We start from the raw sequence: 25,652 nt of genomic DNA, 5'->3' as shown, positions 1-25,652 counted from the left end.
GCGTTCAGCCCGTCGCGTAGCCGGCGAGGTGGAGCAGCAGCCCCGCCGCCGCGCAGCCGCCGAGGACGGTGGCGAGCCCCGCGCCGAACCGCAGCGTCGCGACGATGGCGGCAAGCGACAGGACGAGCGCCGCCGGATCGAGGCTCGACAGGACCGGCACGTCAAAGGCGAAGCCGGGGGCACGCACGGGCTGCACCTCCCGGAAGATCGTGTGCAGGGAGAACCACACCGCGAGGTTGAGGATCACCCCCACCACCGCCGCCGTCACGGCGTTCAGTGCGCCGACCACCCGTGCGTTGCCGCGCAACGCCTCGGCGAAGGGGGCGGCGAGGAACACGAACAGGAAGCAGGGCACGAACGTCACCCAGGTGGCGAGCAGCCCGCCGAGGATGCCGGACACGAGCGGCGCGAGATCGCCGGGGTTGCGATAGGCCCCAATGAAGGCGACGAACTGCATCACCATGATGAGCGGCCCCGGCGTCGTCTCCGCGAGGCCGAGCCCGTCGAGCATTTCCCGCGCCGAGAGCCAGTGGAAGCTCTCCACCGCCTGCTGCGCCACGTAGGCGAGGGCGGCATAGGCCCCGCCGAAGGTCACGACGGCCATGGTCGAGAAGAAGGTCGCGATCCGCGCGAACACGTCGCCGGAGCCGAGCGCCAGCAGGATCGCCCCCACCGGCACCAACCACAGGGCGAGGCAGATCGCGGCGATACGGAAGGCCGCGCGCCGGTCGCGGGTATGGGCGGGCAGCGTGTCGCCGAGCAGGCTTGTCGCCTGGGCCGGGGACGCCGTGCCCGCGAAGGCCGTCGAGCCGGCGCGCGCCGCGACGTAGCCGATCAGCCCCGCGCCCAGCACGATCAGCGGGAAGGGGATGCCGAACAGGAAGATGCCGAGGAAGGAGGCGGCCGCCAGCGCCCATTGCGCCCGGCTCCGCAGGGCCCGTCGGCCCACCCGCAGCACCGCCTGCAGCACGATGGCCAGCACGGCGGCCTTCAGCCCGAAGAACAGCGCGCCGATGGCCGGCACCTGCCCGTAGAGGGCGTAGATGATCGACAGCGCCATGATCGACAGGGCGCCCGGCAGCACGAACAGCACCCCGGCGATCACCCCGCCGAGCGTCCGGTGCATCAGCCAGCCGAGATAGGTGGCGAGTTGCTGCGCTTCCGGGCCGGGCAGCAGCATGCAGACGTTGAGGGCATGCAGGAAGCGGCCCTCATCGACCCAGCGCCGCTCCTCCACGACGATCCGGTGCATCACCGCGATCTGCCCCGCCGGCCCGCCGAAGGACAGGGCGGCGATCCGCGCCCACACGGAGGTCGCCTCGCGCAGGCTCACTCCATGGGACGGCGGCTCCGTCATGGGGCGGGGGGTATCCAGGGCGCCTCGGTCTCGACCTTGCCGAGGCAGCATTTCTTGAACTTCTGGCCGGAGCCGCAGGGGCAGGGATCGTTCCGGCCGACATCCTTGAACGGGTTGCGCTGGGGCTCGCCATAGCCCTCGCGGGTCCATTCGAGGGCGGCGACGGGGTCGTCCAGATAGCCGTAGAGTTCCGGCGGCAGGCGCTCCCTGTCGTGCGGGTGGCGCTCGGCCTCGCGCAGGGTCTCCTTGAACCAGTCCGGGTCGCTGTGCTCGGGGTCGATCCGCCCGTCCTTGCGCGCCGCCTCGACCCTCGGGGCGAGGTCGCGGAAGCCCAGGGTGGCGATGGCCTCCTCCCAGGCGGTCCAGCCGCTGTCGCCTTCGACCGACGCCTTGGCGTCATCGAAGCGCACCAGCACCCGGTGCAGGGCGTCGCGGTCGATCCGGCCGTCCAGGCACAGGAAGGTGCAGGCGGCGAGGATGGCCTCGCGGATGCCGTCGTCCAGGCTCGAATCGAGGATCAGGCGGAACAGCGGCTCGGCCTGCCCGTCGTAGAGGCTCGCCAGCACCCGCGAGAGCGTCGCCGTCACGGCGTCGCCCAGCACCGCATCGATGAACTCGCCGTCCTGCCGCAGGAAGCCGAGGAGGGGCGCCAGGGCGCGCGTATCCCGCGCCGAGGCCATGAGGTGCAGGCCCCAGAAGACGAGGTTCGCCTGTCCCTGGTCGAGGTCCTCGCCCTCGGCCGCCGCGTTCAGGAGCGGGAGGGTCGCCTCGGCGATGGCCTCGGGATGCTCCAGCGCCTTGCGCAGGGCCGGCGCCGGCAGGTGGATCGCCGCCGCCAGATCCTCGATGAGCGCGGAGAGCGGCGTCATGCGCGCAGGCTCGCCCCGGTGCGCTTGGAGACCTCGGCGACGATCTTGGCGCTCACCGCCTCGATCTCCGCGTCCGTCAGCGTCTTGTCGGTGGGCTGCAGCCGCACCGCGACGGCGATGGACTTCGACCCCTCGGCCACGCCCGGCCCCTCGTAGAGGTCGAACACCTCGACCCCGGCGATGAGCTTGCGCTCGGCGTTCTGCGCGGCCTTCACGACGTCGCCCGCCGGCACGTCGCGGCCCACCACGAAGGCGAAGTCGCGGGTCAGCGGCTGGAATTCCGAGAGGGCGAGGGCCGGCTTCGCCTTGGTCGGCTTGTGCTTGGGCAGAGGCAGGGCGTCGAGGATCAGCTCGAAGGCCACGAGGCTGCCCTTGAGGTCTAGGGCCTGCATCGTGCGCGGGTGGACCTCGCCGAACCAGCCGATCTCGGTCTTCGGCCCGAAGCGCAGGGTGCCGGAGCGGCCGGGATGCAGCCAGGCCGGGCCGCCGGCCGTGACCTGCAATCCGCCGGTCGGGATGCCGAGGCTCGCGAGCAGCGCCATCGCATCGGCCTTGGCGTCGAAGGCATCGACGGTGCGGGTCGCGCCGTCCCAGTGCCGGCCGGCGCCGAGGAGGGCGGCGGTGTTGCGCCGGACACCCGCCGCGCGGGTGGTCTGGCCCTCCGGCTGGTCGTTTGCGAAGCACTGGCCGACCTCGAACAGGGCGGCGTCCGGGTAGCTCCGGTCGGCGTTGCGCTGCGCGGCGCGCAGCAGCCCCGGCACAAGGCTCGGGCGCATGTCCGACAGGTCTGAGGCGATGGGGTTGGCGAGCTTCAGGTCCGCCCCGCCACCGCCGAACAGCGTCGCGTCGGGGTGGGGGATGAACGACCACGTCACCGCCTCCATCAGGCCCCGGCTCGCCAGGGCCCGCTTGGCGGTGCGGGTGCGCTTCTGCATGGGCGTGAGCAGCGGACGGCCGACGCCCGCCGGGCGGGGGAGGGGCTTCGCCTCGATCCGGTCGAGGCCGGCGATGCGGATCACCTCCTCCACGAGGTCGGCCTTGCCCTCGACATCCGGCCTCCAGGACGGCGTGAGCACCTTCACCCGGTCGCCCGTGCCGGAGACGTGGAAGCCCAGCGCCTCCAGCGTCACCTTCATCTCGGGCCGGGGCAGGTCGAGCCCGGCGAGGCGGCGCACCTCGGTCCAGGGGAAGTCGATGATCCGCTCGGTCTCCGGCGGCTCGCCGCTGACGCTCGCCTCGGTGGCGGTGCCGCCGCAGAGGTCGAGGACGAGCTGCGTCGCCAGGTCGAGGCCCGGAACGGTCGAGAGCGGATCGACGCCCCGCTCGAAGCGGTAGCGGGCATCCGTGACGATGCCGAGCCGCCGCCCGCTCTGGGCGATGTTGGCCGGATCCCACAGGGCCGATTCGATCAGCACGTCGGTCGTGCCCTCGTCGCAGCCCGACGCCTCGCCACCCATGATGCCGGCGATGGATTCGATGCCGGCCTCGTCGGCGATCACCACGGTGTCGTCGGTCAGCGTGTGGGTCTTGCCGTCGAGGGCGAGCAGCGTCTCCCCCGCCTTCGCCCGGCGGATGGTGAGCGCGCCCTTCACCTTGGCGGCGTCGAAGACGTGGAGCGGGCGGCCCCGGTCGAAGGTGATGTAGTTGGTGATGTCCACCAGCGCGTTGATCGGCCGGAGCCCGATGGCCCGCAGCCGAGCCTGCATCCACTCGGGCGAGGGGCCGTTCCTGACGCCGCGCACGAGGCGCAGGGCGAACATCGGGCACAGGCCGGTATCCTCCGGCGCGAAGTCGCGGACGACCGTGACAGGGCAGCAGCCCTCGCCCCGGATCTGCGTCGCGGTCTCGCGCTTCAGCACGCCGAGCCCCGCCGCCGCGAGGTCGCGGGCGATGCCATGGATCGAGGTGCAATCCGGCCGGTTCGGGGTGAGGTTGATCTCGATGACCGGGTCGTCCAGCCCCGCGAAGGCGGCGTAGGGCGTGCCGGCGGGGGCCTCGGTCGTCAGGTCGATGATGCCGTCATGGTCCTCGCCGAGGCCGAGTTCGGCCGCCGAGCAGAGCATGCCCCGGCTCTCGACGCCGCGGATGTTGCCGACCGACAGGGTGATGTTCTTGCCGGGCACGTAGGTGCCGGGGGGCGCGAACACGGTACGCATCCCCGCCCGCGCGTTCGGCGCGCCGCAAACCACCTGTACGGGCGCGCCCTCGCCGGTGTCCACGGAGCAGACCCGCAGCCGGTCGGCGTTCGGGTGCTGCTCGGCGGTGAGGACGTGGGCGATGACGTAGGGCTTCAGCGTCGCCGCCTTGTCCTCGATCCCTTCGACCTCCAGGCCGATGCGGGTCAGGGTCTCGGCGACGGTGTCGAGGGACGCCTCGGTGTCGAGGTGATCCTTGAGCCAGGAGAGGGTGAATTTCATAGGGTGCGGCTCGGGAAGAGGGACGGTCGAGGGTGCGGCGCGGGTCTTTAGCCCGTCAGCCCGCCCACGAGGCTCGGCACGTCGAGGGGCCGGAAGCCGTAATGATCCAGCCAGCGGACATCCGCCTCGAAGAACGGCCGCAGGTCGGGCATGCCGTATTTCAGCATGGCGATGCGGTCGAGGCCGACGCCGAAGGCGAAGCCCTGCACCGTGTCCGGGTCCAGCCCGCAATTGCGCAGCACGTTCGGGTGGACCATCCCGCAGCCTAGGATCTCCAGCCAGTCGGTGCCCTCGCCGAAGCGGATCTCGCCGCCCTTGCGCGAGCACTGGATGTCCACCTCCGCCGAGGGCTCGGTGAAGGGGAAGAACGAGGGGCGGAAGCGCATCTTTACCCCGTCCACCTCGAAGAACGCCTTGCAGAACTCTTCGAGCACCCATTTCAGGGAGGCGATGTTGGCCGCCGTGTCGATCACCAGCCCCTCGACCTGATGGAACATCGGCGTGTGGGTCTGGTCGGAATCGTGCCGGTAGGTGCGGCCGGGGATGATCACCCGGATCGGCGGCTGCTGGCTCCGCATGGTGCGGATCTGGACCGGCGAGGTGTGCGTGCGCAGCACCTTGCGCTTGCCGTTCGCGTCGGGCGCCAGGAAGAACGTGTCGTGCATCTCCCGCGCCGGGTGGCCGGGCGGGAAGTTCAGGGCGGTGAAGTTCAGCTCGTCCGTCTCGATGTCGGGCCCTTCCGCCACCGCGAAGCCCATGTCGGCGAAGATCGCCGTCACCTCGTCGATCACCTGGCTGATCGGGTGGATCCGCCCGCGCGCCTCCGGCGCCTCCCGGCCGGGGAGGGTGACGTCGATCCGCTCGGAGGCGAGGCGTGCTTCGAGGGCGGCTTCCGCGAGGCCGGTCTTGCGCGCCGTCAGGGCGGTGGCGACCCGGTCGCGCAGGCCATTGATGAGCGGGCCGCGCTCCTTGCGCTCGTCCGGCGTCATGGCGCCGAGCGTCTTCAGGAGTTCGGAGACGCTGCCCTTCTTGCCCAGGGCGGCCACGCGCACGGCGTCGAGGGCGCCCTCGTCGGGGGCGGCGGACACCTGGGCCAGGAGATCGCGTTCGAGGCTGTCGAGATCGGTCATCGCTTCATTCGGATCGCGGGGGCCGTGCCGCCGACGGGTGTGCTTTTGCGCGCCGCTCGCATTCATGCAAGCCGCGCGGCTCCAAAAACGACGAAGGCGCGGCACCCCTCGGGCACCGCGCCTTCCGTCACATCAGCGAAGGGTCCGCTCAGGCGGCCTTCTTCTCCGGCTGGGCGGGAATCGCGGCCTTGGCCTTCTCCACCACGGCGGCGAACGCGGCCGGCTCGTGGATGGCGAGCTCGGACAGGGCCTTCCGGTCCACGACGATGCCGGACTTCGCCAGGGCGTCGATGAAGCGGGAATAGGTCAGGCCATGCTCGCGGACGGCGGCGTTGAGGCGCTGGATCCACAGGGCGCGGAACGTGCGCTTCTTATTCTTCCGGTCGCGATAGGCATACTGCATGCCCTTCTCGACCGCCTGCTTGGCGATCCGGATGGTATTCTTGCGCCGGCCGTAATAGCCCTTGGCGGCCTTCAGGACTTTCTTGTGCTTGGCGTGAGAGGTCACGCCGCGTTTGACGCGGGCCATCGGTTATCTCCTGGATTTCGACTCAGACAGTATCGGCTTGTGTGAAGACTTACCGCGCGTTCGGCAGGAAGTACTTCTTCACGTTGGCGGCGTCGCCCTCGAACAGGGTCGTCGTGCCGCGCAGGTTGCGGATCTGCTTCGTCGTCCGCTTGATCATCCCGTGGCGCTTGCCGGCCTGGGCGTACATCACCTTGCCGGTGCCGGTGATCTTGAAGCGCTTCTTCGCGCCTGATTTCGTCTTCAGCTTGGGCATTTGGCTCTCCTGGTTGCGCGAAACGCCGGTTCGGCCCGCGAGGACCGGGTTGGGTTTGCGCGATGATGCTTCTGAAGGAGCAGCATGAACCGCCACGGCAGCCCTTGATCGGCCGGGCGGTCCAACGCGGGGCGGCTTATGGCAGAAACCGCCCGTTCCGGCAACGCCTTCGTGACGGCGCGCGAAATGCAAGCCGGTTTCTCGGGCAGGAGGGATGCCGGGGAAAGCGGGGAAGGGGCGGCCGACAGGGGTCACGCAGCCGTGACGAGGGGGGCGCAGGAACCATAACCTTGGCTTTCTGTTTCATTCATGTCCCGCTCAGGCCGATCTCGTTAGACCCCGCTCAAAGTCGGTCACCAAGGAGACACTTCGTGCGCATTGCTCAGATTGCTCCGCTCTCGGAGGCGGTCCCTCCGAAGTTCTACGGCGGCACCGAGCGTGTCGTCAGCTGGATCACGGAAGAACTGGTCCGCCAGGGCCACGACGTGACCCTGTTCGCGAGCGGCGATTCGGAGACGTCGGCGAAGCTCGCGGCCTGCACCCCGGAGGGCCTGCGCCTGCTCGGCTACCGCGACCATACCGCGAGCCACCTCGCAATGCTGCATCAGGTGCATCGTCGGGCGCACGAGTTCGACGTGCTGCACTTCCACATCGATCTGCTTCAGTATCCAATGTTCGAGGACATGAACCACAAGTGCATCACCACGATGCACGGTCGCCTCGACGTGCCGGACTTCATGCCGGTCTACCGCACCTTCACGGGCATGCCCCTGGTGTCGATCTCCGACAACCAGCGCCTGCCGATGCCGCCGAACGTGAACTGGCTCTCCACGATCCATCACGGCCTGCCGGCGCAGAACTGCCCGTACTACCCCGAGGCGAAGGGCGGCTACCTCGCCTTCCTCGGGCGCATCTCCCCCGAGAAGCGCCCCGACCGCGCCATCGAGATGGCCATCCGCTCGGGCACGCCGCTCAAGATCGCCGCCAAGGTCGACAAGGCGGACCAGGATTACTGGAACGAGGTGATCGAGCCCATGATCCACCACCCGCTGGTGGAGTTCATCGGTGAGATCAACGAGGAGCAGAAGAAGGACTTCCTCGGCAACGCCCTGGCGCTCGCCTTCCCGATCGACTGGCCGGAGCCCTTCGGCCTCGTGATGATCGAGGCGATGTCGGCCGGCACGCCGGTGATCGCCTTCCGCAACGGCTCCGTGCCCGAAGTCATCGCCGACGGCGTGAGCGGCGTGCTCTGCGATTCGATGGACGATGCCGTCGCCGCCGTGGCGAAGGTGAAGGCCATGAGCCGCGCGGGCGTACGCCGCCACTTCGAGGGCGGCTTCACCGCCGAGCGCATGGTTCAGAAGTACGTCGCGGCCTACGAGGAGCTTCTCTCCCGCACCGCCGAGGTGATCCGCCTGCCGAAGGCCACGTTCAAGACCGTGCCGAGCGACGTGAACGGGTCCTCGCGCCCGGCCATGCCGGCGGCGGCTTTCCCGGCCTGAGGACGCGAATTCGGGCGGCACCGGGCTTGCGAGGGACCGGTCGCCCGTCCTAGCGTCGCGAAAGCGACTCATCCGACTGCTTGAGACAGGGCCGCCGCATCGAGGCCGATGCGGCGGCCCTCTCGATTCCGCGACATCCCCGGAGAAGCCTGCATGGCGGCAAAGACAGACCTCGCGACGGAAACCCCGTTCGGCCACGGATTTCAGGATGCGGACGAGGTTCTGCCGACCTATCACATCGAGGCGCAGACCTCCCTGGTCGAGCGCCCGCTGCGCTCGCTGAAGTTCGGCGAAGCCTTCGGCGTCCTCGATTCCTACGGCGACATCGGTGTGCAGCCCGGCCCCGAGGGCCTGTACTTCCAGGATACGCGCTACCTCTCCCGCCTCGAAGTGAAGATCGAGGGCCAGCGGCCGCTGATGCTCTCCTCCGTCATGCAGGACGACAACGGCGCGCTCAGCGTCGACATGACGACGCCGGACATCCGCCTCGACGCCCATGACGAGACCTCGATCCCCCGCGAGACGGTGGCGATCGAGCGCACCAAGTTCCTGTTCCGGGGTGCCTGCTACGACCGGATCGGCCTCCGCTCCTACGACACCAAGCACCGCCGCCTGCGCGTGAGCGTGGCGTTCGACGCCGATTACCGCGACCTGTTCGAGGTGCGCGGCACCGACCGCAAGGAGCGCGGCAAGCGCGGCGTGCAGGTCGCGAGCCCCACCGAGGTGCAGTTCCGCTATGTCGGCCTCGACGACGTGGTGCGCACCACGAGCCTGCATTTCGGGCCGAAGCCCGCCTTGCTGGAGCCCGGCAAGGCCGAGTTCGAGATCTCGCTCTCGCCCGGCTCACAGACCTCCCTGTTCATCCGCGTGGTGTTCGAATCGCACCGCGCCTTCACCAAGCCGCCGACCGAGACGATGGTCGGCGAGGATGCCGCCGCGCGCCTGACGCAGGTGGCCAATGGCGGCGGCTCGCCCAAGCATCCGAAGGGCCTCGGCGAGGGCATGATCTTCGCCCGCGCCTACCGCGATTCCCGCCGCGACCTGCGGGCGCTAACCGCCGGCATCACCACGATCATCTCCTCGAACGACCAGTTCAACGAGGGGCTCTGCCGCGCCACCGCCGACCTCTACATGCTGGCGAGCCGCACGCCGGAGGGCATCTACCCCTTCGCCGGCATCCCCTGGTACTCCACCGTGTTCGGCCGCGACGGCATCATCACCGCGATGATGGCCCTGTGGATCGATCCGAAGTTCGGCCGGGGCGTCCTGCGCTACCTCGCTGCCACGCAGGCGAAGGCGGTCGATCCGGCCGCCGACGCGCAGCCCGGCAAGGTGCTGCACGAGACCCGGCGCGGCGAGATGGCGATGCTCGGGGAGGTGCCGTTCCGGCACTATTACGGCACCATCGACGGCACGCCGCTCTTCGTGATGCTGGCCTGGGAATACTACCTCGTCTCCGGCGACCTGCAGACGATCCGCGACATCTGGCCGGCGCTCGAACTCGCGCTCGAATGGATGAACAAGTACGGCGACCGCGACGGCGACGGCTTCGTGGAATACGCCCGCGACACCGACAAGGGCCTGGAGAACCAGGGCTGGAAGGACAGCCACGATTCGATCTTCCACGCGGACGGCCATCTCGCGAAGGGGCCGATCGCGCTGTGCGAGGTGCAGGGCTACGTCTACGCCGCCAAGAACGGCATGGGTCAGCTCGCCGGCCTGCTCGGCCACGACGACATGGCCGAGCAACTGACGGCCGAGGCCAAGAGCCTGCGCGAGAAGTTCGATCAGGCCTTCTGGAACGAGGAGATCGGCACCTACGCCCTCGCCCTCGACGGTGCGAAGAAGCAATGCGCCGTGCGCTCGTCCAATGCCGGCCACGCCCTGTTCACCGGCATCGCCAAGCCGGAGCGGGCCGCCCGCGTCGCGGAGACCCTGCTCGGCAATGACGGGTTCAACGGCTGGGGCGTGCGCACCATCGCCAAGGGCGAGGCGCGCTACAACCCGATGTCGTACCACAACGGCTCGATCTGGCCCCACGACAACGCGCTGATCGCGATGGGCCTCGCCCGCTACGACCGCAAGGCCGAGGCGGCGCGGATCTTCCAGGGGATGTTCGACACCTCCCTCTACCAGGACCAGAAGCGGCTGCCGGAGCTGTTCTGCGGCTTCATGCGCCGGCCTCAGCGCGGGCCGGTCTCCTATCCGGTGGCGTGCAGCCCGCAGGCCTGGGCGGCGGCTGCGCCCTTCGCCTTCCTCGCGGCTTGCCTCGGCCTCGAACTCGACCACGACCGCAACCGGGTCCTGTTGAAGAACCCGATCCTGCCGGCCTTCCTCGACGGGGTGACGCTGTACAACGTGAAGCTCCGCGATTCGCGGCTCGACCTGCGCTTCCAATCCTACGACGGCGACGTCACCGTGAGCGTGATGCGCCGCCACGGCGACGCGCGGGTGGTGGTGATGAAGTAAGGGGTCGCCGGTGTCCGCCTCAGCCCTCGACCTCGCCCAGGCCCTCATCCGCTGCCCCTCCGTCACCCCGGAGGATGCGGGGGCGCTCGGCGTGGTGGCGGGGGCGTTGGCGGAGGCCGGCTTCACGGTGGAGCGGCCGGTCTTCGCGGAACCCGGCCATCCCGACACCCCGAACCTGTTCGCGCGGATCGGCCGCGAGGGTCCGTGCTTCGCCTTCGCGGGCCACACCGACGTGGTGCCCACGGGCGAGACGGCCGCGTGGCGGCACGACCCGTTCGGCGCGGTGATCGAGGGCGGGATGCTCTACGGGCGCGGCGCGGCCGACATGAAGGGCGGCGTCGCCTGCATGATGGCGGCGGCCCTCGCCTTCGTGGAGAAGCGCGGCGGCGCCTTCCCCGGCTCCATCGCCTTCCTCATCACGGGGGACGAGGAGGGGCCCGCCGTGAACGGCACGGTGAAGCTCCTCGACTGGGCGCGGGCGCGGGGCGAGCGCTTCGACCATTGCGTCCTCGGCGAGCCGACCAACCCCGGCACCCTTGGGGAGATGATCAAGATCGGCCGGCGGGGCTCGCTCACCGGAAAGCTCACGGTGCTCGGCCGGCAGGGCCACGTCGCCTATCCGCACAAGGCCGAGAACCCGATTCCCGGCCTCCTGCGCCTGACCACGGCGCTGATCGCCGAACCGCTCGACGGCGGCAGCGCGCATTTCGACGCCTCGAACCTCGAATTCACGACGATCGACGTCGGCAACGCGGCGACCAACGTCATCCCGGCGACCGCGCGGGCGGTGTTCAACATCCGCTTCAACGATGACTGGACGGGCGACAGCCTCGGCGCCGAGATCCGCCGCCGCCTGGACAAGGCGGCCGGCAATTCGGTGCGCTACCTCCTCGACCTGCAGCCCTCGAACTCGCCGGCCTTCCTGACCCGGCCGAACGCCTTCGTGGATCTCGTCTCGGAGGCGATCCGCGCCGAGACCGGCCTGACCCCGGTGCTCTCCACCACCGGCGGCACCTCGGATGCGCGCTTCATCAAGGATGTCTGCCCGGTGATCGAGTTCGGCCTCGTCGGCGAGACGATGCATCAGGTCGATGAGTGCGTCGCGGTCGCCGACATCGAGCGGCTGACGGCGATCTACGGCCGAGTGCTCGACGCCTACTTCCCAGCCTCGTAATCCACCCCCACGAAGGTGAGCCCGCAGGCCGGCGCAAGGGGGCCGCAGCGGGTCTTGTCACCCGTGGCGAGGATGTCGGCCACGTCGTCGGCCGAGAGCCGGCGGCATCCCGCCAGCATCAACGTGCCGACCATCGCCCGCACCTGATGGTGCAGGAAGGAGCGGGCGCAGGTCTCGATCACGATCTCCCCGTGCTGGCCCATCCATTGCTGGCTCACGTCGAGCTTTTCGAGGGTGCGCACGGGGCTGTTCGCTTGGCACTCGGCGGCGCGGAAGGCGGTGAAGTCGTGCAGGCCGGTGAGCCTCTGCGCGGCCGCGTGCATCAACTCCGCGTCGAGTGGCCAGGGGACGTGCCAGACATGGGCGCGGGTAAGCGCCGCCGGGCTGCGCCGGTTGAGGATGCGGTAGCGGTAGTGCCGGCGGATCGCCGAATGCCGCGCGTCGAAGGTCTCGGGCACGATCTCGGCCGCGATCACCGCCACCGGACGCGGACGCAGATGCGCGTTCAGGGCGTCGCGCACCGTATCCGTCCGCCATTCCTTGGCGAGGTCGAGATGGGCGACCTGATGCGTCGCGTGGACGCCGGCATCCGTTCGCCCCGCGCAGGTGAGGCGGGCCGCCTCACCTGAGAACCGCGTCACCGCCGCCTCGATGGCGCCCTGCACGGTCGGGTCGTCGCTCTGGCGCTGCCAGCCGCAGAACGGGCCGCCGTCGTATTCGATGACGAGCTTGTAGCGGGGCATCAGCCGAGGCGCGCGCCCGGTACCAGACGCGCGCCGCGCACGAACTCGCCGCCGGTGGCGCTGCCGCCCTTGCCGGCCCGGCGCGTTTCGAGGAGCCGTACGGCGCCCGAGCCGCAGGCGATGGTCGCCTCGCCGTCGAGGAGGGTGCCGGGCTCGCCCTCGCCCTCGGCGGGGCGGGCGCGCAGCACCTTCACCCGCTCCGGCCCCTTGCCGAGATCGGCCTCCAGGAAGGCGCCGGGGAAGGGCGACAGGCCGTTGATGTGCGCGGCCACCGTCGCGGCATCGCGCGACCAGTCGATCCGCGCCTCCTCGTTGGTGATCTTGTGGGCGTAGACCACGCCCTCCTCGGGTTGCGGCGTGAAGGTGAGGCCCCCGCCGTCGAGGGCCTTCAGCGCATCGGACATCAGCCCGGCGCCGACCGGCATCAGCGCATCGTGCAACGCGCCGGCCGTCATCCCCGCCGTGATCGGCACCCGGGCCTCCAGGGCGACGGGGCCGGTGTCGAGCCCGGCTTCCATCCGCATCACCCCGATGCCGCTCTCGTCATCGCCCGCCATCACCGCCCGATGGATCGGCGCGGCGCCCCGCCAGCGCGGCAGCAGCGAGCCATGCAGATTGAGGCAGCCATGGCGGGGCAGGTCGAGGATCGCCTGCGGCAGTAGCATCCCGTAGGCCACCACCACCGCGACGTCGGCGCCATGGCCGGCGAAGGTCTCGGCGGCCTCCGGCGTGCGCAGCGTCGCGGGCGTCAGGACGGGGGCGCCGAGGCTGTCGGCCAGGGCGTGGACGGGGGAGGGGCGCAAGGCCATGCCGCGCCCGGCCCGCGCCGGGGCGCGGGTGTAGACGGCGGCGATGGCGTGCCCGTCCGCCGCCAGCCGCGCCAGGGTCGGCACCGCGAAATCCGGGGTGCCCATGAAGACGACGCGCATGGCGGGATCAGGCCGCGTCGCGCTTGGCGGCCTTCGTGAACTTCTTCATCACCCGGTCGCGCTTCAGCTTCGACAGGTGGTCGATGAACAGCACGCCGTTGAGGTGGTCGATCTCGTGCTGGATGCAGGTGGCGAGCAGGCCGTCGGCCGCGATCTCCTGCTCCTTGCCGTCGAGGTCGCGGAACTTCACGCTCACGCGGTCCGGGCGCTCCACCTCGGAATAGTATTCCGGGATCGAGAGGCAGCCCTCGTCGTAGACGCGCTTCTCCTCGGACGCCCAGACGATCTCGGGATCGATGAAGACGCGCGGCTCACGCACGCCCTCCTCCTTCGAGGTGTCGATGGTGACGACGCGCTTGGCCACGCCGATCTGGATCGCGGCCAACCCGACGCCCGGCGCGTCGTACATGGTCTCCAGCATGTCGGCGACGAGGGTGCGGATCTCGTCGGTGATCGGACCGACCGGCTCGGAGACGAGCTTCAGGCGCGGATCGGGCAGGATGACGAGGGGGCGAATGGTCATGGCGTCTACCGGCGTGGCGCCGGAAGAGGGCGCCCTAATCAGTTGTGGCAATATGGCGGCACCCGAGGGTGGTCAAATACCGCCGGGTCTAGAACACCGTCCGGCTGCGGATCGCCGCCGAGAGGGTGCCCTCGTCGAGATAGTCGAGTTCACCGCCCACCGGCACGCCGTGCGCGAGGCGGGTGATCCTTCGGTCGAGATGCCGGATCGCCTCCGTGATGTAATGGGCGGTCGTCTGCCCATCCACGGTGGCGTTCAGCGCGAGGATCACCTCGCTCACCGCCGGGTCGGCCGCCCGCTCCACGAGGCGTGCGATGTTCAGGTGCTCCGGCCGCACCCCGTCGAGGGCGGAGAGGACGCCGCCGAGCACATGGTAGCGCGCCTTCACCGCCCCGGAGCGTTCGAGCGCCCAGAGGTCCGACACGTCCTCCACCACCACGAGGGTCGTCGGATCGCGGCCGGGGTCGCGGCAGACGGTGCAGGGCTCGCTGGTATCGACGTTGCCGCAATTCGAGCAGACGACGATCCGCTCGGAGGCGACCCGCATGGCCTCGGCCAGCGGCGCGAGGAGCGTGTCCCGCTTCTTGATGAGTTGGAGCGCGGCCCGGCGGGCGGAGCGCGGGCCCAACCCCGGCATCCGGCCCAGCAACTGGATCAGGCGTTCGATCTCCGGGCCGGCGACGGCTTGAGGCATCGGGTCTCGTGGGTCTCCGGCGGATCGGCATTCCGTCTAGAACGCTCCTGGCCCAAGGGGAAGCGGGTGCGGCGCGAAGAAGCGGATTCGGCAATATCCAGCATGTCGCGATAGACTTCGTGGATTTTGTAATGGTGTTGGAGGGGCTCCCTCCGTTCAGGTTACTGGCGAGTTGCTATGCTGATCGCCATGACGTTTGGGCCGCATTGATATAATTGGGCTCAGGCGACGTTGCGAGGCCCCTACGAAGGTCATATTGACGGCGACGCTTTGCCGTCTACGCAACGGAAGAGCCGTGTGACGGCCTTGCCGTCCGCTTGTCAGGGTGCGCCGTGCGCAGGTGCCCGGGAGATTCGCTTTTGAACAACATCGGTGATTTCAACGCGGCCCACGGCGCTGAGGCTGCCGGCTTCCGGGAGCTGAAGGCGGTTCACTGGAACTTCGAGGCCCCCCGGCTCTACGAGGAGGCGCTGACCCGCAAGGAGGGCCAGCTCGCCCGCGGCGGCGCCTTCGTCGCCACCACCGGCTCGCATACCGGCCGCTCGCCCAAGGACAAGTTCGTGGTGCGGGACGCCTCCACCGAGAACGAGATCTGGTGGGACAACAACGGCGCCATCACGCCGGAGCAGTTCGAGACCCTGCGCCAGGATTTCCTGAAGCACGCCGAGGGCAAGGAACTGTTCGCCCAGGACCTCTACGGCGGCGCCGATCCGGCCCACCGGGTGAAGGCCCGGGTGTTCACCGAGTTCGCGTGGCACTCGCTGTTCATCCGCAACCTGCTGATCCGGCCGGACCATTCCGAGCTCGCCGGCTACACCCCCGACCTGACGATCATCGACCTGCCGAGCTTCCAGGCCGACCCGGCCCGGCACGGCTGCCGCTCCAAGACCGTCATCGCCATCGACTTCGCCAAGAAGCTCGTGCTGATCGGCGGCTCGGCCTACGCCGGCGAGATGAAGAAGTCGGTCTTCACCTACCTGAACTACACGCTGCCCAAGCAGGGCGTGATGCCGATGCACTGCTCGGCCAACGCGGCCCTCGACGCCGAGGGCGGCTCGGCGATCTTCTTCGGCCTGTCGGGCACCGGCAAGACCACCCTCTCGAACGATTCCTCGCGCCAATTGCTCGGTGACGACGAGCACGGCTGGTCGAACGAGGGCATCTTCAACTTCGAGGGCGGCTGCTACGCCAAGACGATCCGCCTCTCGCGGAACGCCGAGCCCGAGATCTACGCCACCACCGAGCGCTTCGGCACGGTGATGGAGAACGTCGTCATCGACCCGCTGACGCGCGTGCCGGACTTCGACGACGCCTCGCGCACCGAGAACACCCGCTGCGCCTACCCGCTAGACTTCATCGCCAACGCCAGCAGCACCGGCCGGGCCGGGCATCCGAAGAACATCGTGATGCTGACCTGCGACGCGTTCGGCGTGATGCCGCCGATCGCCAAGCTGACCGGCGCCGAGGCGATGTACCACTTCCTCTCGGGCTACACCGCCAAGGTGGCCGGCACCGAGCGCGGCCTGACCGGCCCCGAGGCGACCTTCTCGACCTGCTTCGGCGCGCCGTTCATGCCCCGCCACCCGAGCACCTACGGCAACCTGCTGCGCGACCTGATCGCCAAGCACAGCGTCGATTGCTGGCTCGTCAACACCGGCTGGACCGGTGGCGGCGTCGGCACCGGCCGCCGCATGCCGATCCGCGTCACCCGCCGCCTGCTGGCCGCCGCCCTCGACGGTTCGCTCTCGAACGCCGAGTTCCGCCGCGACCCGTATTTCGGTTTCGCGGTGCCGGTCTTCGTCCCGGGCGTCGAGCCGCACATCCTCCAGCCGGTGAAGACCTGGGGCAACAAGAGCGCCTTCGTCGAGACGGCGGCCCGCCTCGTGAAGATGTTCGAGGACAACTTCAAGCGCTTCGAGAACCACGTCGACGCGGATGTCCGCGCCGCCGGCCCGAGCGCCCAGGCCATCGCGGCCTGATCCGACAGGCGGCGTCCCACGGGGCGCCGCCGCTTGCCATCGCAGCCCGCGTCAGACCCGCCGCAGCGCCTCCTCCAGCAAATCCGGGTCAAGGGTGAAGTTCCACAGGCGTGAGGCTTCGTCGGAGGGGATCCACTGCCCGTATATCGCTGCGTAGCGGTGGTCGCAGACAGAGGCGAGATCGTAGAAGAACGGATCGGGCCAGCCCGTGGCATCCGGCGACAGGTGGACCACACGCGTCCCCGGCCGGCAGAATATCGTGTTGGTCATGGCCGCCCCCATGATGCCGACCACGACATTCGCGTACGCAAAGCGGACGACCTGCTCGGTCGGGCTCATCGTCTCGGGATCGAGGATCTCGAAGCCACGCTTCTGCAGGATAGCCATGATCTCAGCGCGGTTCACGATCGCGCGCCCGCGGAATGGCTGCCGGTCGATGAAGATCCGGCGCCCGGCGCCCCTGAGCGTGTCGAGAGGCGCCGTCTTCATACGCTCCATCAGCGCCCGCCGTCTGGCGACACTGGTGTTCCGGCGCAACAGGTGCCGCACCGATCCGATCGCGGCCGGGGATTTTGCGACCGGCTGATAGCAGCACGGCGTGACATGGTAGAGCAGGTTGAAGCCGTAGACCTTCTCGCGGTTCAGGAACAGGACGTGCCAATCGGTATCCCAGCCGAGGAACAGGCGGATCGTCCGAAGGCGAACCTCATCAATGGTTATGTTGTAGGAAGGCGTGACGATCGTGATCGTTCTATTCGGATAGATGTGCCGCAACATGTAGAAAGCGCGCAGGCGCGGCAGGTCGTCGGTTAGCCAATGCCCGTAATTATGCGACCCGACCGAGGCGAGATGGAGGTAGACCCCCGATTCGTTGGGCCACTCGTCAACCCGAGGGTCGTATGCGCGTGAACCCTCCGCCGAGGGAGCATCGTTGAAGCGGCAAGTCTCGTAGAGGATCCGGAGCTGCCCCTCCTCGTGGAAATGGATGATGTCGCCATTGATGCGCACATCACGGGACTCGCAGACATAGGACGGCGGCATGGTCCGGAAGGCCGCGTCGATGTCCCGTCCCATCTGGGCAATCCGATCTACCGCCTCCGGCTCGGTTCCACCCAGGTATCGCGGAGTGGGTCGCGCATAGGTGTAAGCGGGATAAAGTGGCGCGACCGCCCTGGTACGAGGGTTCGGCCGTGCCTTCATGGCCGCAAAGAGGTCCGGGTGGTTCCCGAAATCCGTCTCGGTTCCCGTAATGGCCTCGGCGCACGAAAAGACGAGGCTGTCCTTCGGGACGTGGGATCCGATTGGGCGGGGGAGAAGGGGTATATTTTCCGCCCCTCCGGGTTCTGTTTCTGGATATTCAGCCACGCGTCGATCGCAAGAAAAGGGCGTCAGATCTTTCACCTACCTCAAATTGGAAAAAATAGCGTGTGATCGAGGCCGTTCAGGATGTCGGTGGAACGCATTACTGGGTTCTGCCGGTACATTTGCACGATGCGATCCTCGTTGCTCGGAATGGTGTGATGCTCGCGGACGATCTCGCCGTACCGTTCCTTGAGGACGCGGTTGTCAGGATCCAGGTCGGTGATGCAGACGAGCCCCGTGGGCGGGCAATCGACAAGTTGTATCGTGAGATCCGGGCGGTACTCGCGCAAAATAGGAATCAGCTTCCAGACGTCGCCGGTCCACATTTGCTTGAACTCGTCGCTACGTTCGAGGGCCGGGTCACGGACAGTCATCGCTCCGTTCAGCGGCATGCAATCGTGCAGTATGATCAGGCCGTTGGGCTCGCTTACCGCTTCGGTGTTGTAGAAGTCCCGCAGAAGGTACTCAAACTGGTGAAGGCCGTCGAGGAAGGCGAGGTCGAAGCCCGCACCTAGCATCACCCGAACGTCGGTTTCGGCGAAGAACCGGTCGCTGGACATCCGGTGCAGAAAGGTCCGCCGCTTGTCACGCGTTACGTCCTCTTGCAACACGTAGGACGGATCGATCCCCACCGCGGTATCGCAGCCGACGCGGCACAGCATATGGCCGTAATGGACGCCGATCTCCAGATAATTTCGGGTCTCGCGCTTGCGTGATATTGATTCGATAAAATCGATATAGTTTGCACCCGTAAATCCGCGTGGCATAGCTGTGTGTTTGATTGTCGATGCAGCCATAGATTGCCATCCTCTTTGTTGCCATAAATAGATTAATGAGTTTCAAAAGGGAAGCCGACACGCCGATGTCAATCCGCCTCCAGCGCGGCGATGGCGTCGGCCATCACGTCGAGCGGAAGCGTGAAATTGCGCCGCGCCGCTGGCACTTCGGACTCTGCCCATTGTCCATAGACCGCGCAGTAGCGATGGCCGCAGATCGCCGAGAGATCCCAGAAGAACGGGTCCGTCCATTCTGGATCGGGTGCAATGTCGAGGACACGGCTGCCGGGTTGACAGAAGACGACGTTAGTCATCGCGGCGCCCATGATCCCGGCGATGGTCCTGGCCCTGGCGAAGCGCACAACCTGCTGCCGGGGGGAGAGAGCTTCCGGATCGATGATGTCGAAGCCACGCGTCTTCACGAAAGCGACGATCTCGTCTCGATTGGTGAGCGTTCGGCCCCGCCTGACCGCTCGGTCCACGAACAGGCGCTGTCCGCTGTTCCAGGTCTCTCCTCGAGCCGGGGGGAGCAAGCGTTCGAAAGTGTATCGAGCCCTCGCGAACCGTGTCTCCGCGATGAGGCGCGCACGCATCGCCGCCGTCGCCTCGGGTGACTTGAGGACCGGTTCGAGACTGCAGGGAGTCACATGGTACAGCCGGGCGAAGGCATAGACCTTGTCACGCGCGAGGAAGACCGTGCGAAAGTTCGCCTGCGGGCCAAGATACAGCGCGATCATCCGCCGCCGGACCTCATCCATATGCGCATCGTAGGAGGGCAGGGCGATCGAGATTACCTCCCTCGGATGCCGTCGGCGGAGGGCAAAGTAGGCTTCGAGACGTGGCATGTCGTCGATCAGCCAGTGGCCGTAATTGAATGAGCCGGCCGAGGCGAGAAGAAGGTGGACGACCCCATCGTCGAACCAGTGGTCAATCCGATCCTCGTTCAATCCGGGCGCCCGGATCACGTGGCGTTCGGTGATGCGGCAGGTCTCGTAGAGAACGCGCAGCGCCCCGTTCTCGCGATAATGGAGTACATCGCCACTCAATCGGATGTCCGACGACACGCACAGGAGTGTCGCCGGCAGCGAACGGTGTCGGTCGCCGACGTCCGCGAAGTGGTGCGCGATAGCTGCGACACCCGCCTGATCACGACCTCCGAGATGGGCCGGTGGCGGGCGGTCATAGCGGCAGGCCGGAAACAGGGTTTCCACCACCCGCGTCCGAGTGTTCGGACGCGATAGCAGGGACGCATGCAGATCCGTGGCCCCGCCAAAACTGGCTTCGGCGTGGGTGGCCGCCTCGGGGCAAGAGAAGACGAGTGCTTCGGCGGGAATGCCGTCGCCGACTTGGCACGACACACCCGCGTCGGATGGCATGGGACGCCTAGAAGGGCAGCTTCATGCCGGGCGGCAGGGGCAGGCCCTTGGTGAGGTCGGCCATGCGCTCCTGCATGACATGCTCGGCCTTGCCGCGCGCATCGTTCGAGGCGGCGACGATCAGGTCTTCCAGGATCTCGCGCTCGTCGGCCACCATCAGAGCGGGGTCGATGCTCACCCGGCGCAACTGGCCCTTGGCCGTCATCGTCACGCGGACGGAGCCGCCGCCGGAGGCGCCCTCGACCTCGACGGTGTCGAGTTCGGCCTGCATCCCGGCCATCTTCTCCTGCATGGCCTGAGCCTGCTTCATGATGCCCATCAGGTCGCGCATGCCGGATTCCCTACACCCATCGATCGTGCCTGACCGGGAGGCACCGCGCCTCCCGCCCGAAAACCTCAATCCTGTGGTGCCCCGTGCGGAAGCAAGGGGCCAACCTTCGAAGCCGCTCCGCGGCACCTCAGGATGAGGTGGCGGGTCGGCCGATTTCCTGCAACGCCCCTAAAGGTCGTCGCTCTCCGTTTCCTCGACGCGGGCCGCATCGACATCGCCGAGGATTTCCTCCTCGGCCGTGGCGCCCGAATCCATCGCCGTCTCGCGCACGTCGACGATCTCGGCCCCCGGAAACCGCGTCAGGGCTTCCCGCACGAACGGATCGGCGGCGGCGTTCTCCCGCCGCGTCTCGCTCGCCATGCGGCTGTTCTCGGCGAGCGTCGGCGCGCCGTCTTCCTGCGACAGGCTCACGACCCAGCGGCGACCTGTCCAGGCCGTCAGCGACGCGGAGAGGTCGTTGGCGAGACTCGGCCGCCCCCCGGCCGCGAGGCGCAACTCGATCCGGCCTTCCTCGAAGCGCACGAGGTGCACGTCGCGTTCCAGGGCGGCCTTCATCAGGATGTCCCGCCGCGCATCGGCCAGGGCGACCACGTCCTCGAATCGCGCGAGCCTCGGACCCGCCTCCGCGGCGGGCGCGGGCGTCGGCGCCGGGCGGCGGGCGGGGGCGGCCAAGGGCGCGGCCACAGGCGGAGCGTTCACGGCCTGGGCCGGCGGCGGCACGAGCCGTTCGAGGACCGGGCGCGGCGCGGCGAGGGCGACGGGCGCGGGCGGCGTCGGCGGAAGGGCCTGGCGCGGCTCGCCCTCGCCCCCGGCGGCGGCTTCCTCGCGCAGGCGGCGCAGGGCTTCGTCCGGGGTCGGGAGGTCGGCGGCGTAGGCGAGGCGGACGAGGGCCATCTCGGCGGCGGCCAGGGGCCGGGGCGCGGATTGCACCTCCGGGATCGCCTTGAGCAGGATCTGCCACGCCCGCGACAGCGCCCGCATGGAGAGCTTGCCCGCGAACTCCGCCCCGCGCAGGCGCTCGGTCTCGCTGAGGGTCGGGTCGGCGGCGGCGTCGGGGACGATCTTGAGACGGGTGACGAGGTGGGTGAAGGCCGCGAGGTCCGACATCACCACCGCCGGGTCGGCGCCGGAATCGTATTGCGCGCGCAGTTCGGCGAAGGCGGCGGGCACGGCGCCCCGCATCACCGCCTCGAACAGATCCACGATCCGCGCGCGGTCGGCGAGGCCGAGCATGTCGCGCACGCCCTGCGCCGAGACCGTGCCGGCCCCGTGGGCGATGGCCTGATCGAGGAGCGAGAGCGAATCGCGCACCGAGCCCTCCGCCGCGCGGACGATGGCGGCGAGGGCCTCGTCCTCGACACCCACCTTCTCGGCCTCGCAGATGCGGGCGAGGTGGGTGCGCAGAACCGGCGCCTCGACCCGGCGCAGGTCGAAGCGCTGGCAGCGCGAGAGGATCGTCACCGGGACCTTGCGGATCTCGGTGGTGGCGAACACGAATTTCGCGTGGGGCGGCGGCTCCTCCAGGGTCTTCAGGAAGGCGTTGAACGCCTTCTCCGAGAGCATGTGGACCTCGTCCACGATGTAGACCTTGTAGCGGGCCGAGACCGGCCCGTAGCGGATGCCGTCGATGATCGCGCGGACGTCGTCGATGCCGGTATGGGAGGCGGCGTCCATCTCCAGCACGTCCATGTGCCGGGATTCCATGATCGCTTGGCAGTGGACGCCGAGTTCCGGCATGTCCACGGTCGGGCCGGTGTCCGGCATGCCCGCGCGGGCATAGTTGAGGCCACGGGCCAGGATGCGGGCGGTGGTGGTCTTGCCCACACCGCGCACGCCGGTCAGCATCCAGGCCTGGGGAATGCGCTGGGCCGCGAAGGCGTTGCCCAGGGTGCGGACCATGGCCTCCTGGCCGATCAGGTCGCCGAAATGGGTGGGGCGGTACTTGCGCGCCAGGACGCGATAGGGCGCCGGCTGCGAAGTCGGGGCTTTGAGCCCGGGAAGCCCCGGCTCGTCGTCAGGCGTGCCGGTCGTAGCGTCCATGACGTGTCGGGTAAGGAGCTTTGCGCCCTGGATCAGGGGTGGGAGGCTGGACAGAGACCCGCTCGGTCTCGTTAGGGCTGCTTCCTTCCGGACCTGACCCGGTTGGCGAGTGAAACGTCCCCCGCCAACCCCCCGCCGGCTATATGGCCGGCTCGCCGCGCGAACGCAAGCCGGCCCGCGCCGCCCGTCCTCAGAACGCGTTGCGGTAGGCGCGGCGCGAGAGAACCGTGAGGATCATGATCTGGATGTCGAGCCAGATCGACCAGTGGTCGATGTAGAACAGGTCGTGCTCCACGCGGCCCGCCATGTCCTGGTCGGTCTGCGTCTCGCCCCGGAAGCCGTTGACCTGCGCCCAGCCGGTGATGCCCGGCTTCACGTTGTGGCGGCGGGCATAGAGGGCGATGCGCCGCTCGAAGCTGCGGTCGTGGGCGAGCGCGTGCGGACGCGGGCCGACGAGGGACATGTCGCCCAGGATCACGTTCAGGAGCTGCGGCAGCTCGTCGAGGTTCGTCCGGCGCAACAGGGCGCCGATCCGGGTGATGCGGCTGTCGTTGCGGGTGGCCTGAACAAAGGCCGCGTTGCGCTCCGCCTTCATCGAGCGGAACTTGAACACGTCGAAGGGCTGCTGGTTGAAGCCGTAGCGGCGCTGCCGGAAGAAGACCGGGCCGGGGCTGTCGAGCTTGATCGCCGCCGCGATCATCGCCAGCAGGGGCGAGAGGGCGAAGAGCGCGAGCAGCGCCACGACCACGTCGAAGCAGCGCTTCAGCACGATCTCGCCGAGGTTGAGGGGGCGGCGGCCGATATTGATGCCGGAGACCTTGCCAACGCGGGCAACCTGCATGTCCGGAAAGCGGTCGAGCACGGTGCCGGGGCGCAGGTGCAGTGCGGCGGGCACGCGCAGGAAGGCGTCGATGCAGCGTTCCACCTCGGCGGCGTCGGCCCAGGGCACGAGGACGAACACGTCGTCCGGCCGCAGGAAACGCACCACCGAGACGGCGAGGTCGAGGTCTTCCTGAAGCTGCTCGTAGCGCGTGGCGGCGTCGGCCTGCGGATCGGTGCGGCGAAGGTAGCTGGTGCCGACCACGCGCAGGCCCGGCCCGTCGGTGTGGTTGCAGGCATAGAAGGCCTGGATATCCTCCTCGTAGCCGACGAGATGAACGCGGCTCACCGTGGGCGAGGCGGGGTTGAGGCTGCGGCCGATGAGACGGCTCATCGCCAGCCGGCTCGCGAACAGGGTCGGCAGGCCGACGAAGAAAACGACGATGGAGACGAGGCGCGAATAGTCTGTTGTCGTCTTGGTGAGGAAGCCGATGACCAACACCACCGCCCAGGCGACGAACCACAGAGAAACCACGCGACGCAGGCCGGCGCGCCCCTCGACGAGACGGTCGAGGGCGTATTCGCCGCGCAGGGCGTTTGTGGTCACGATCACGAGACTGAGGAGCGCGGTGAGTTGAAGGCCCCGGGTCTCGGTCGGCCACGCGTCGTCGTTGGAGAAGGCGATCCGGTAGGAGAGTTCGCTCGCCAGCGTCACGCCCGCGATGGCCGCCAGATCCGCCATGGCCGCCGCGACGGAGAGCATGAGCCGCATGACGCCACGGCCGCGCTGCGGCAGCAGCGCCGCCCAGACGCGGCGGCGGCGCGTCGCCGTTCCCAGCGTGATGGGCTCGTACGATTGTGGGACCCGCTCTTGAAGCATCGGTGTGGCTGTCCCGTACCGGTCGGTCTCTGTGCCGTTTTGAAACGAACGTGGTTTCAGTCACGGCTCCCACCGGGGGGGTGAGCAAGCGTCGAGCCTGCCCCCGTGACACACCCTATTCCGGCCCGGTCCGAGGATGTCGATCGCCCCTTCCCGGCTTCAGTCTCGCGCGTGCGATGAACTCCCTCGCGACAGCACGTCGCTCCCGTCGATGCTTGAAAGCATGCGCGGGAATAGCCGTACCATAACGAGACGGCAACTCCGCGAAATACTTATTTCACGGCCAGCTTCGATCCGCCGGAATCATTCAGGCGCGCGGGCCGGCGTGAATGCCGGCCCGGCGAATTCCTATGCGCTGCGTACAATGCAGATGAGCTAGCAGATTAAAGCTCTTGAACCGACACAAATCCTTCAAAGTTCGGATGATCCAGATACAAAGGTCGAGTCGAAGGTGCGCGACTATGTACCTTTCTGAACTGCTCGGAACGGGTCCAGGCCTCGAAATCCGCCTGAGACCGCCACACCGTATGAGATGCATACAGAATATAGTCAGACGTTTCGGGGCCTCGGAGCAGATGGAAGTTAATAAATCCTTCCATCTCTCCCAGATGACTGTCGCGGTTGCGCCAGACATCCTCGAATTCGGCGGCGGCATCCTTGACGACTTTAAAGCGGTTCATAGCGAGAAACATAAGATAAATTCCTTCGTTCTGGCCGGTGACTGAGGCAAAACTTGGCAACGGGTGGCGACGTTCCGCAATCAAGTGCTCTGAGGTTGCGATGTATAGAACGACACAACCGGTGAGTTCAATTCGGAAATTGGCTCGGAAACGCTCATCTGACTTCGTGAAACCACAACGTGCACTGCGTGACTTGCAGATTTCAAAGATTTGGGGTCCTAGTGATTGCGTCGGTGACACGATGCACCGCCCCGGAGCATGAAGGGGATGCTTTCCGGTGACGCACCAACGACGGGGTGGGGAAAGTGGACAGAAGTGAGAATAAATTGACGGATCTGCATTTGAAAGGCAGTCGCCCCGCTGGGAAGGACGCGATGCCGCCGCTGATGCCGAAGCAGACCACGGATGTCGACCGGCTCGTCGGCCTGAGAATTACCGCCCTGCGGAAGGCCCGCGGCCTGAGCCAGACCGCCCTGGGCACCGCCGTCGGCGTGACCTTCCAGCAGGTGCAGAAGTACGAGAAGGGCCAGAACCGCGTCGGCGCGGGGCGCCTGCGTGAGATCGCCCGGCTCCTCGAAGTGCCGGTCTCGGCCTTCTTCGACGACAACACCTCGTCGGACGGGCCGCAGGAGGACGTCTTCAGCTTCCTCAACGCGCCGGGCTCGGTGGAATTGCTGCGCGCCTACACGCAGATCGTGGACGACCAGATGCGCCGCGACGTTCTGGCGCTGGTCCGCAGCGCCGCCCGCCTCGCGCATCTGCGCGCCACCGCTGCCGAGGCCGCCGCCCAGCCGTGAGGTCCGGCCGCCCTGCGGGGGGG

Annotated in this window: 22 protein-coding genes and 1 other RNA gene; 5 read left to right on the top strand and 18 right to left on the bottom strand. The window is 68.2% G+C overall.

The genetic code is table 11. The annotated features are described in order from the left end of the window. Window positions 1-4: 4 nt before the first annotated feature. The 6 genes from chrA to rpmI form a co-directional block, all read right to left on the bottom strand. Complete coding sequence (gene chrA / locus ACXJ1Y_RS13450) at window positions 5-1,357, bottom strand: chromate efflux transporter (RefSeq protein WP_463846744.1); 1,353 nt, start codon at window positions 1,355-1,357, stop codon at window positions 5-7. Next, on the bottom strand, window positions 1,354-2,226 hold the full coding sequence (locus tag ACXJ1Y_RS13445; protein WP_463846743.1) for a DUF1186 domain-containing protein: 873 nt from the start codon (window positions 2,224-2,226) through the stop codon (window positions 1,354-1,356). Before ACXJ1Y_RS13445 ends, chrA begins: the two co-directional genes overlap by 4 nt. After that, window positions 2,223-4,643: a phenylalanine--tRNA ligase subunit beta gene (gene pheT / locus ACXJ1Y_RS13440; protein ID WP_463846742.1), complete on the bottom strand. Its 2,421-nt coding sequence runs from the start codon at window positions 4,641-4,643 to the stop codon at window positions 2,223-2,225. Before pheT ends, ACXJ1Y_RS13445 begins: the two co-directional genes overlap by 4 nt. A 47-nt stretch (window positions 4,644-4,690) precedes the next feature. Beyond that, entirely contained in the window at window positions 4,691-5,773 is a 1,083-nt protein-coding gene (pheS, locus tag ACXJ1Y_RS13435) for a phenylalanine--tRNA ligase subunit alpha (RefSeq protein ID WP_463846741.1), read from the bottom strand. A 148-nt stretch (window positions 5,774-5,921) separates the two neighbouring features. After that, complete coding sequence (gene rplT / locus ACXJ1Y_RS13430) at window positions 5,922-6,302, bottom strand: 50S ribosomal protein L20 (RefSeq protein ID WP_463846740.1); 381 nt, start codon at window positions 6,300-6,302, stop codon at window positions 5,922-5,924. Between the two features lie 49 nt (window positions 6,303-6,351). Next, complete coding sequence (gene rpmI / locus ACXJ1Y_RS13425) at window positions 6,352-6,555, bottom strand: 50S ribosomal protein L35 (RefSeq protein WP_007561407.1); 204 nt, start codon at window positions 6,553-6,555, stop codon at window positions 6,352-6,354. Between the two features lie 371 nt (window positions 6,556-6,926). On the opposite strand from rpmI, the gene ACXJ1Y_RS13420 reads away from it, so the two are divergent. From ACXJ1Y_RS13420 to dapE, 3 genes are all read left to right on the top strand, one after another. Next, window positions 6,927-8,057 (top strand): glycosyltransferase family 4 protein, encoded by a 1,131-nt coding sequence (locus ACXJ1Y_RS13420; protein ID WP_463846739.1) that lies wholly within the window; start codon window positions 6,927-6,929, stop codon window positions 8,055-8,057. 153 nt (window positions 8,058-8,210) lie between these two features. Next, a complete protein-coding gene (locus ACXJ1Y_RS13415; RefSeq protein ID WP_463846738.1) occupies window positions 8,211-10,526 on the top strand; it encodes an amylo-alpha-1,6-glucosidase in 2,316 nt (771 codons plus the stop codon). A 10-nt stretch (window positions 10,527-10,536) separates the two neighbouring features. After that, on the top strand, window positions 10,537-11,700 hold the full coding sequence (dapE, locus tag ACXJ1Y_RS13410) for a succinyl-diaminopimelate desuccinylase (RefSeq protein ID WP_463846737.1): 1,164 nt from the start codon (window positions 10,537-10,539) through the stop codon (window positions 11,698-11,700). Here dapE and truA read toward each other — a convergent pair. The 4 genes from truA to recR all read right to left on the bottom strand — a co-directional run bounded on the left by truA (window position 11,682) and on the right by recR (window position 14,589). Next, window positions 11,682-12,443: a tRNA pseudouridine(38-40) synthase TruA gene (gene truA / locus ACXJ1Y_RS13405; RefSeq protein WP_463846736.1), complete on the bottom strand. Its 762-nt coding sequence runs from the start codon at window positions 12,441-12,443 to the stop codon at window positions 11,682-11,684. The genes dapE and truA overlap by 19 nt on opposite strands. Continuing rightward, entirely contained in the window at window positions 12,443-13,372 is a 930-nt protein-coding gene (gene fmt / locus ACXJ1Y_RS13400; protein WP_463846735.1) for a methionyl-tRNA formyltransferase, read from the bottom strand. Before fmt ends, truA begins: the two co-directional genes overlap by 1 nt. A 7-nt stretch (window positions 13,373-13,379) precedes the next feature. Then, window positions 13,380-13,895, bottom strand: a complete 516-nt coding sequence (locus tag ACXJ1Y_RS13395; protein WP_463846734.1) for a peptide deformylase — start codon at window positions 13,893-13,895, stop codon at window positions 13,380-13,382. 88 nt (window positions 13,896-13,983) lie between these two features. Next, entirely contained in the window at window positions 13,984-14,589 is a 606-nt protein-coding gene (gene recR / locus ACXJ1Y_RS13390) for a recombination mediator RecR (RefSeq protein WP_463846733.1), read from the bottom strand. 359 nt (window positions 14,590-14,948) lie between these two features. Here recR and ACXJ1Y_RS13385 point away from each other — a divergent pair, with 359 nt between their 5' ends. Beyond that, entirely contained in the window at window positions 14,949-16,568 is a 1,620-nt protein-coding gene (locus ACXJ1Y_RS13385) for a phosphoenolpyruvate carboxykinase (RefSeq protein WP_463846732.1), read from the top strand. Window positions 16,569-16,619: 51 nt separating this feature from the next. On the opposite strand, the gene ACXJ1Y_RS13380 is transcribed toward ACXJ1Y_RS13385, so the two are convergent. The 8 genes from ACXJ1Y_RS13380 to hmuQ all read right to left on the bottom strand — a co-directional run bounded on the left by ACXJ1Y_RS13380 (window position 16,620) and on the right by hmuQ (window position 24,844). After that, complete coding sequence (locus ACXJ1Y_RS13380) at window positions 16,620-17,642, bottom strand: glycosyltransferase family 61 protein (RefSeq protein WP_463846731.1); 1,023 nt, start codon at window positions 17,640-17,642, stop codon at window positions 16,620-16,622. Window positions 17,643-17,974: 332 nt separating this feature from the next. Then, on the bottom strand, window positions 17,975-18,727 hold the full coding sequence (locus ACXJ1Y_RS13375; protein ID WP_463846730.1) for a class I SAM-dependent methyltransferase: 753 nt from the start codon (window positions 18,725-18,727) through the stop codon (window positions 17,975-17,977). Between the two features lie 68 nt (window positions 18,728-18,795). After that, window positions 18,796-20,082, bottom strand: coding sequence for a glycosyltransferase family 61 protein (locus ACXJ1Y_RS13370; RefSeq protein ID WP_463846729.1), 1,287 nt, complete (start codon window positions 20,080-20,082; stop codon window positions 18,796-18,798). Window positions 20,083-20,089: 7 nt separating this feature from the next. After that, entirely contained in the window at window positions 20,090-20,413 is a 324-nt protein-coding gene (locus ACXJ1Y_RS13365; RefSeq protein WP_243954872.1) for a YbaB/EbfC family nucleoid-associated protein, read from the bottom strand. Window positions 20,414-20,581: 168 nt separating this feature from the next. After that, on the bottom strand, window positions 20,582-22,453 hold the full coding sequence (locus ACXJ1Y_RS13360; RefSeq protein WP_463846728.1) for a DNA polymerase III subunit gamma/tau: 1,872 nt from the start codon (window positions 22,451-22,453) through the stop codon (window positions 20,582-20,584). A 36-nt stretch (window positions 22,454-22,489) separates the two neighbouring features. Then, an RNA gene (gene ffs / locus ACXJ1Y_RS13355) (signal recognition particle sRNA small type) lies at window positions 22,490-22,588 on the bottom strand. 55 nt (window positions 22,589-22,643) lie between these two features. Further along, window positions 22,644-24,152 carry an undecaprenyl-phosphate glucose phosphotransferase gene (locus ACXJ1Y_RS13350; RefSeq protein WP_463846727.1) on the bottom strand — a complete coding sequence of 503 codons (1,509 nt, stop codon included), beginning with the start codon at window positions 24,150-24,152 and terminating at the stop codon, window positions 22,644-22,646. Between the two features lie 383 nt (window positions 24,153-24,535). After that, entirely contained in the window at window positions 24,536-24,844 is a 309-nt protein-coding gene (gene hmuQ, locus ACXJ1Y_RS13345; RefSeq protein WP_463850116.1) for a heme-degrading protein HmuQ, read from the bottom strand. Window positions 24,845-25,215: 371 nt separating this feature from the next. Here hmuQ and ACXJ1Y_RS13340 point away from each other — a divergent pair, with 371 nt between their 5' ends. After that, on the top strand, window positions 25,216-25,629 hold the full coding sequence (locus ACXJ1Y_RS13340; protein WP_463850115.1) for a helix-turn-helix domain-containing protein: 414 nt from the start codon (window positions 25,216-25,218) through the stop codon (window positions 25,627-25,629). Window positions 25,630-25,652 lie beyond the last annotated feature (23 nt).

The sequence above is a fragment of the Methylobacterium sp. TK26 genome (genome assembly GCF_055361565.1).
This window is presented reverse-complemented; position numbering and strand designations above follow the sequence as displayed.

Coding starts and splice junctions, on each gene's coding strand:
- chrA (WP_463846744.1), bottom strand. CDS start 1,357: ATGACGGAGCCGCCGTCCCATGGAGTGAGCCTGCGCGAGGCGACCTCC.
- ACXJ1Y_RS13445 (WP_463846743.1), bottom strand. CDS start 2,226: ATGACGCCGCTCTCCGCGCTCATCGAGGATCTGGCGGCGGCGATCCAC.
- pheT (WP_463846742.1), bottom strand. CDS start 4,643: ATGAAATTCACCCTCTCCTGGCTCAAGGATCACCTCGACACCGAGGCG.
- pheS (WP_463846741.1), bottom strand. CDS start 5,773: ATGACCGATCTCGACAGCCTCGAACGCGATCTCCTGGCCCAGGTGTCC.
- rplT (WP_463846740.1), bottom strand. CDS start 6,302: ATGGCCCGCGTCAAACGCGGCGTGACCTCTCACGCCAAGCACAAGAAA.
- rpmI (WP_007561407.1), bottom strand. CDS start 6,555: ATGCCCAAGCTGAAGACGAAATCAGGCGCGAAGAAGCGCTTCAAGATC.
- ACXJ1Y_RS13415 (WP_463846738.1), top strand. CDS start 8,211: ATGGCGGCAAAGACAGACCTCGCGACGGAAACCCCGTTCGGCCACGGA.
- truA (WP_463846736.1), bottom strand. CDS start 12,443: ATGCCCCGCTACAAGCTCGTCATCGAATACGACGGCGGCCCGTTCTGC.
- fmt (WP_463846735.1), bottom strand. CDS start 13,372: ATGCGCGTCGTCTTCATGGGCACCCCGGATTTCGCGGTGCCGACCCTG.
- ACXJ1Y_RS13395 (WP_463846734.1), bottom strand. CDS start 13,895: ATGACCATTCGCCCCCTCGTCATCCTGCCCGATCCGCGCCTGAAGCTC.
- recR (WP_463846733.1), bottom strand. CDS start 14,589: ATGCCTCAAGCCGTCGCCGGCCCGGAGATCGAACGCCTGATCCAGTTG.
- ACXJ1Y_RS13380 (WP_463846731.1), bottom strand. CDS start 17,642: ATGGGACGGGACATCGACGCGGCCTTCCGGACCATGCCGCCGTCCTAT.
- ACXJ1Y_RS13375 (WP_463846730.1), bottom strand. CDS start 18,727: ATGGCTGCATCGACAATCAAACACACAGCTATGCCACGCGGATTTACG.
- ACXJ1Y_RS13370 (WP_463846729.1), bottom strand. CDS start 20,082: ATGCCATCCGACGCGGGTGTGTCGTGCCAAGTCGGCGACGGCATTCCC.
- ACXJ1Y_RS13365 (WP_243954872.1), bottom strand. CDS start 20,413: ATGCGCGACCTGATGGGCATCATGAAGCAGGCTCAGGCCATGCAGGAG.
- ACXJ1Y_RS13360 (WP_463846728.1), bottom strand. CDS start 22,453: ATGGACGCTACGACCGGCACGCCTGACGACGAGCCGGGGCTTCCCGGG.
- ACXJ1Y_RS13350 (WP_463846727.1), bottom strand. CDS start 24,152: ATGCTTCAAGAGCGGGTCCCACAATCGTACGAGCCCATCACGCTGGGA.
- hmuQ (WP_463850116.1), bottom strand. CDS start 24,844: ATGTTTCTCGCTATGAACCGCTTTAAAGTCGTCAAGGATGCCGCCGCC.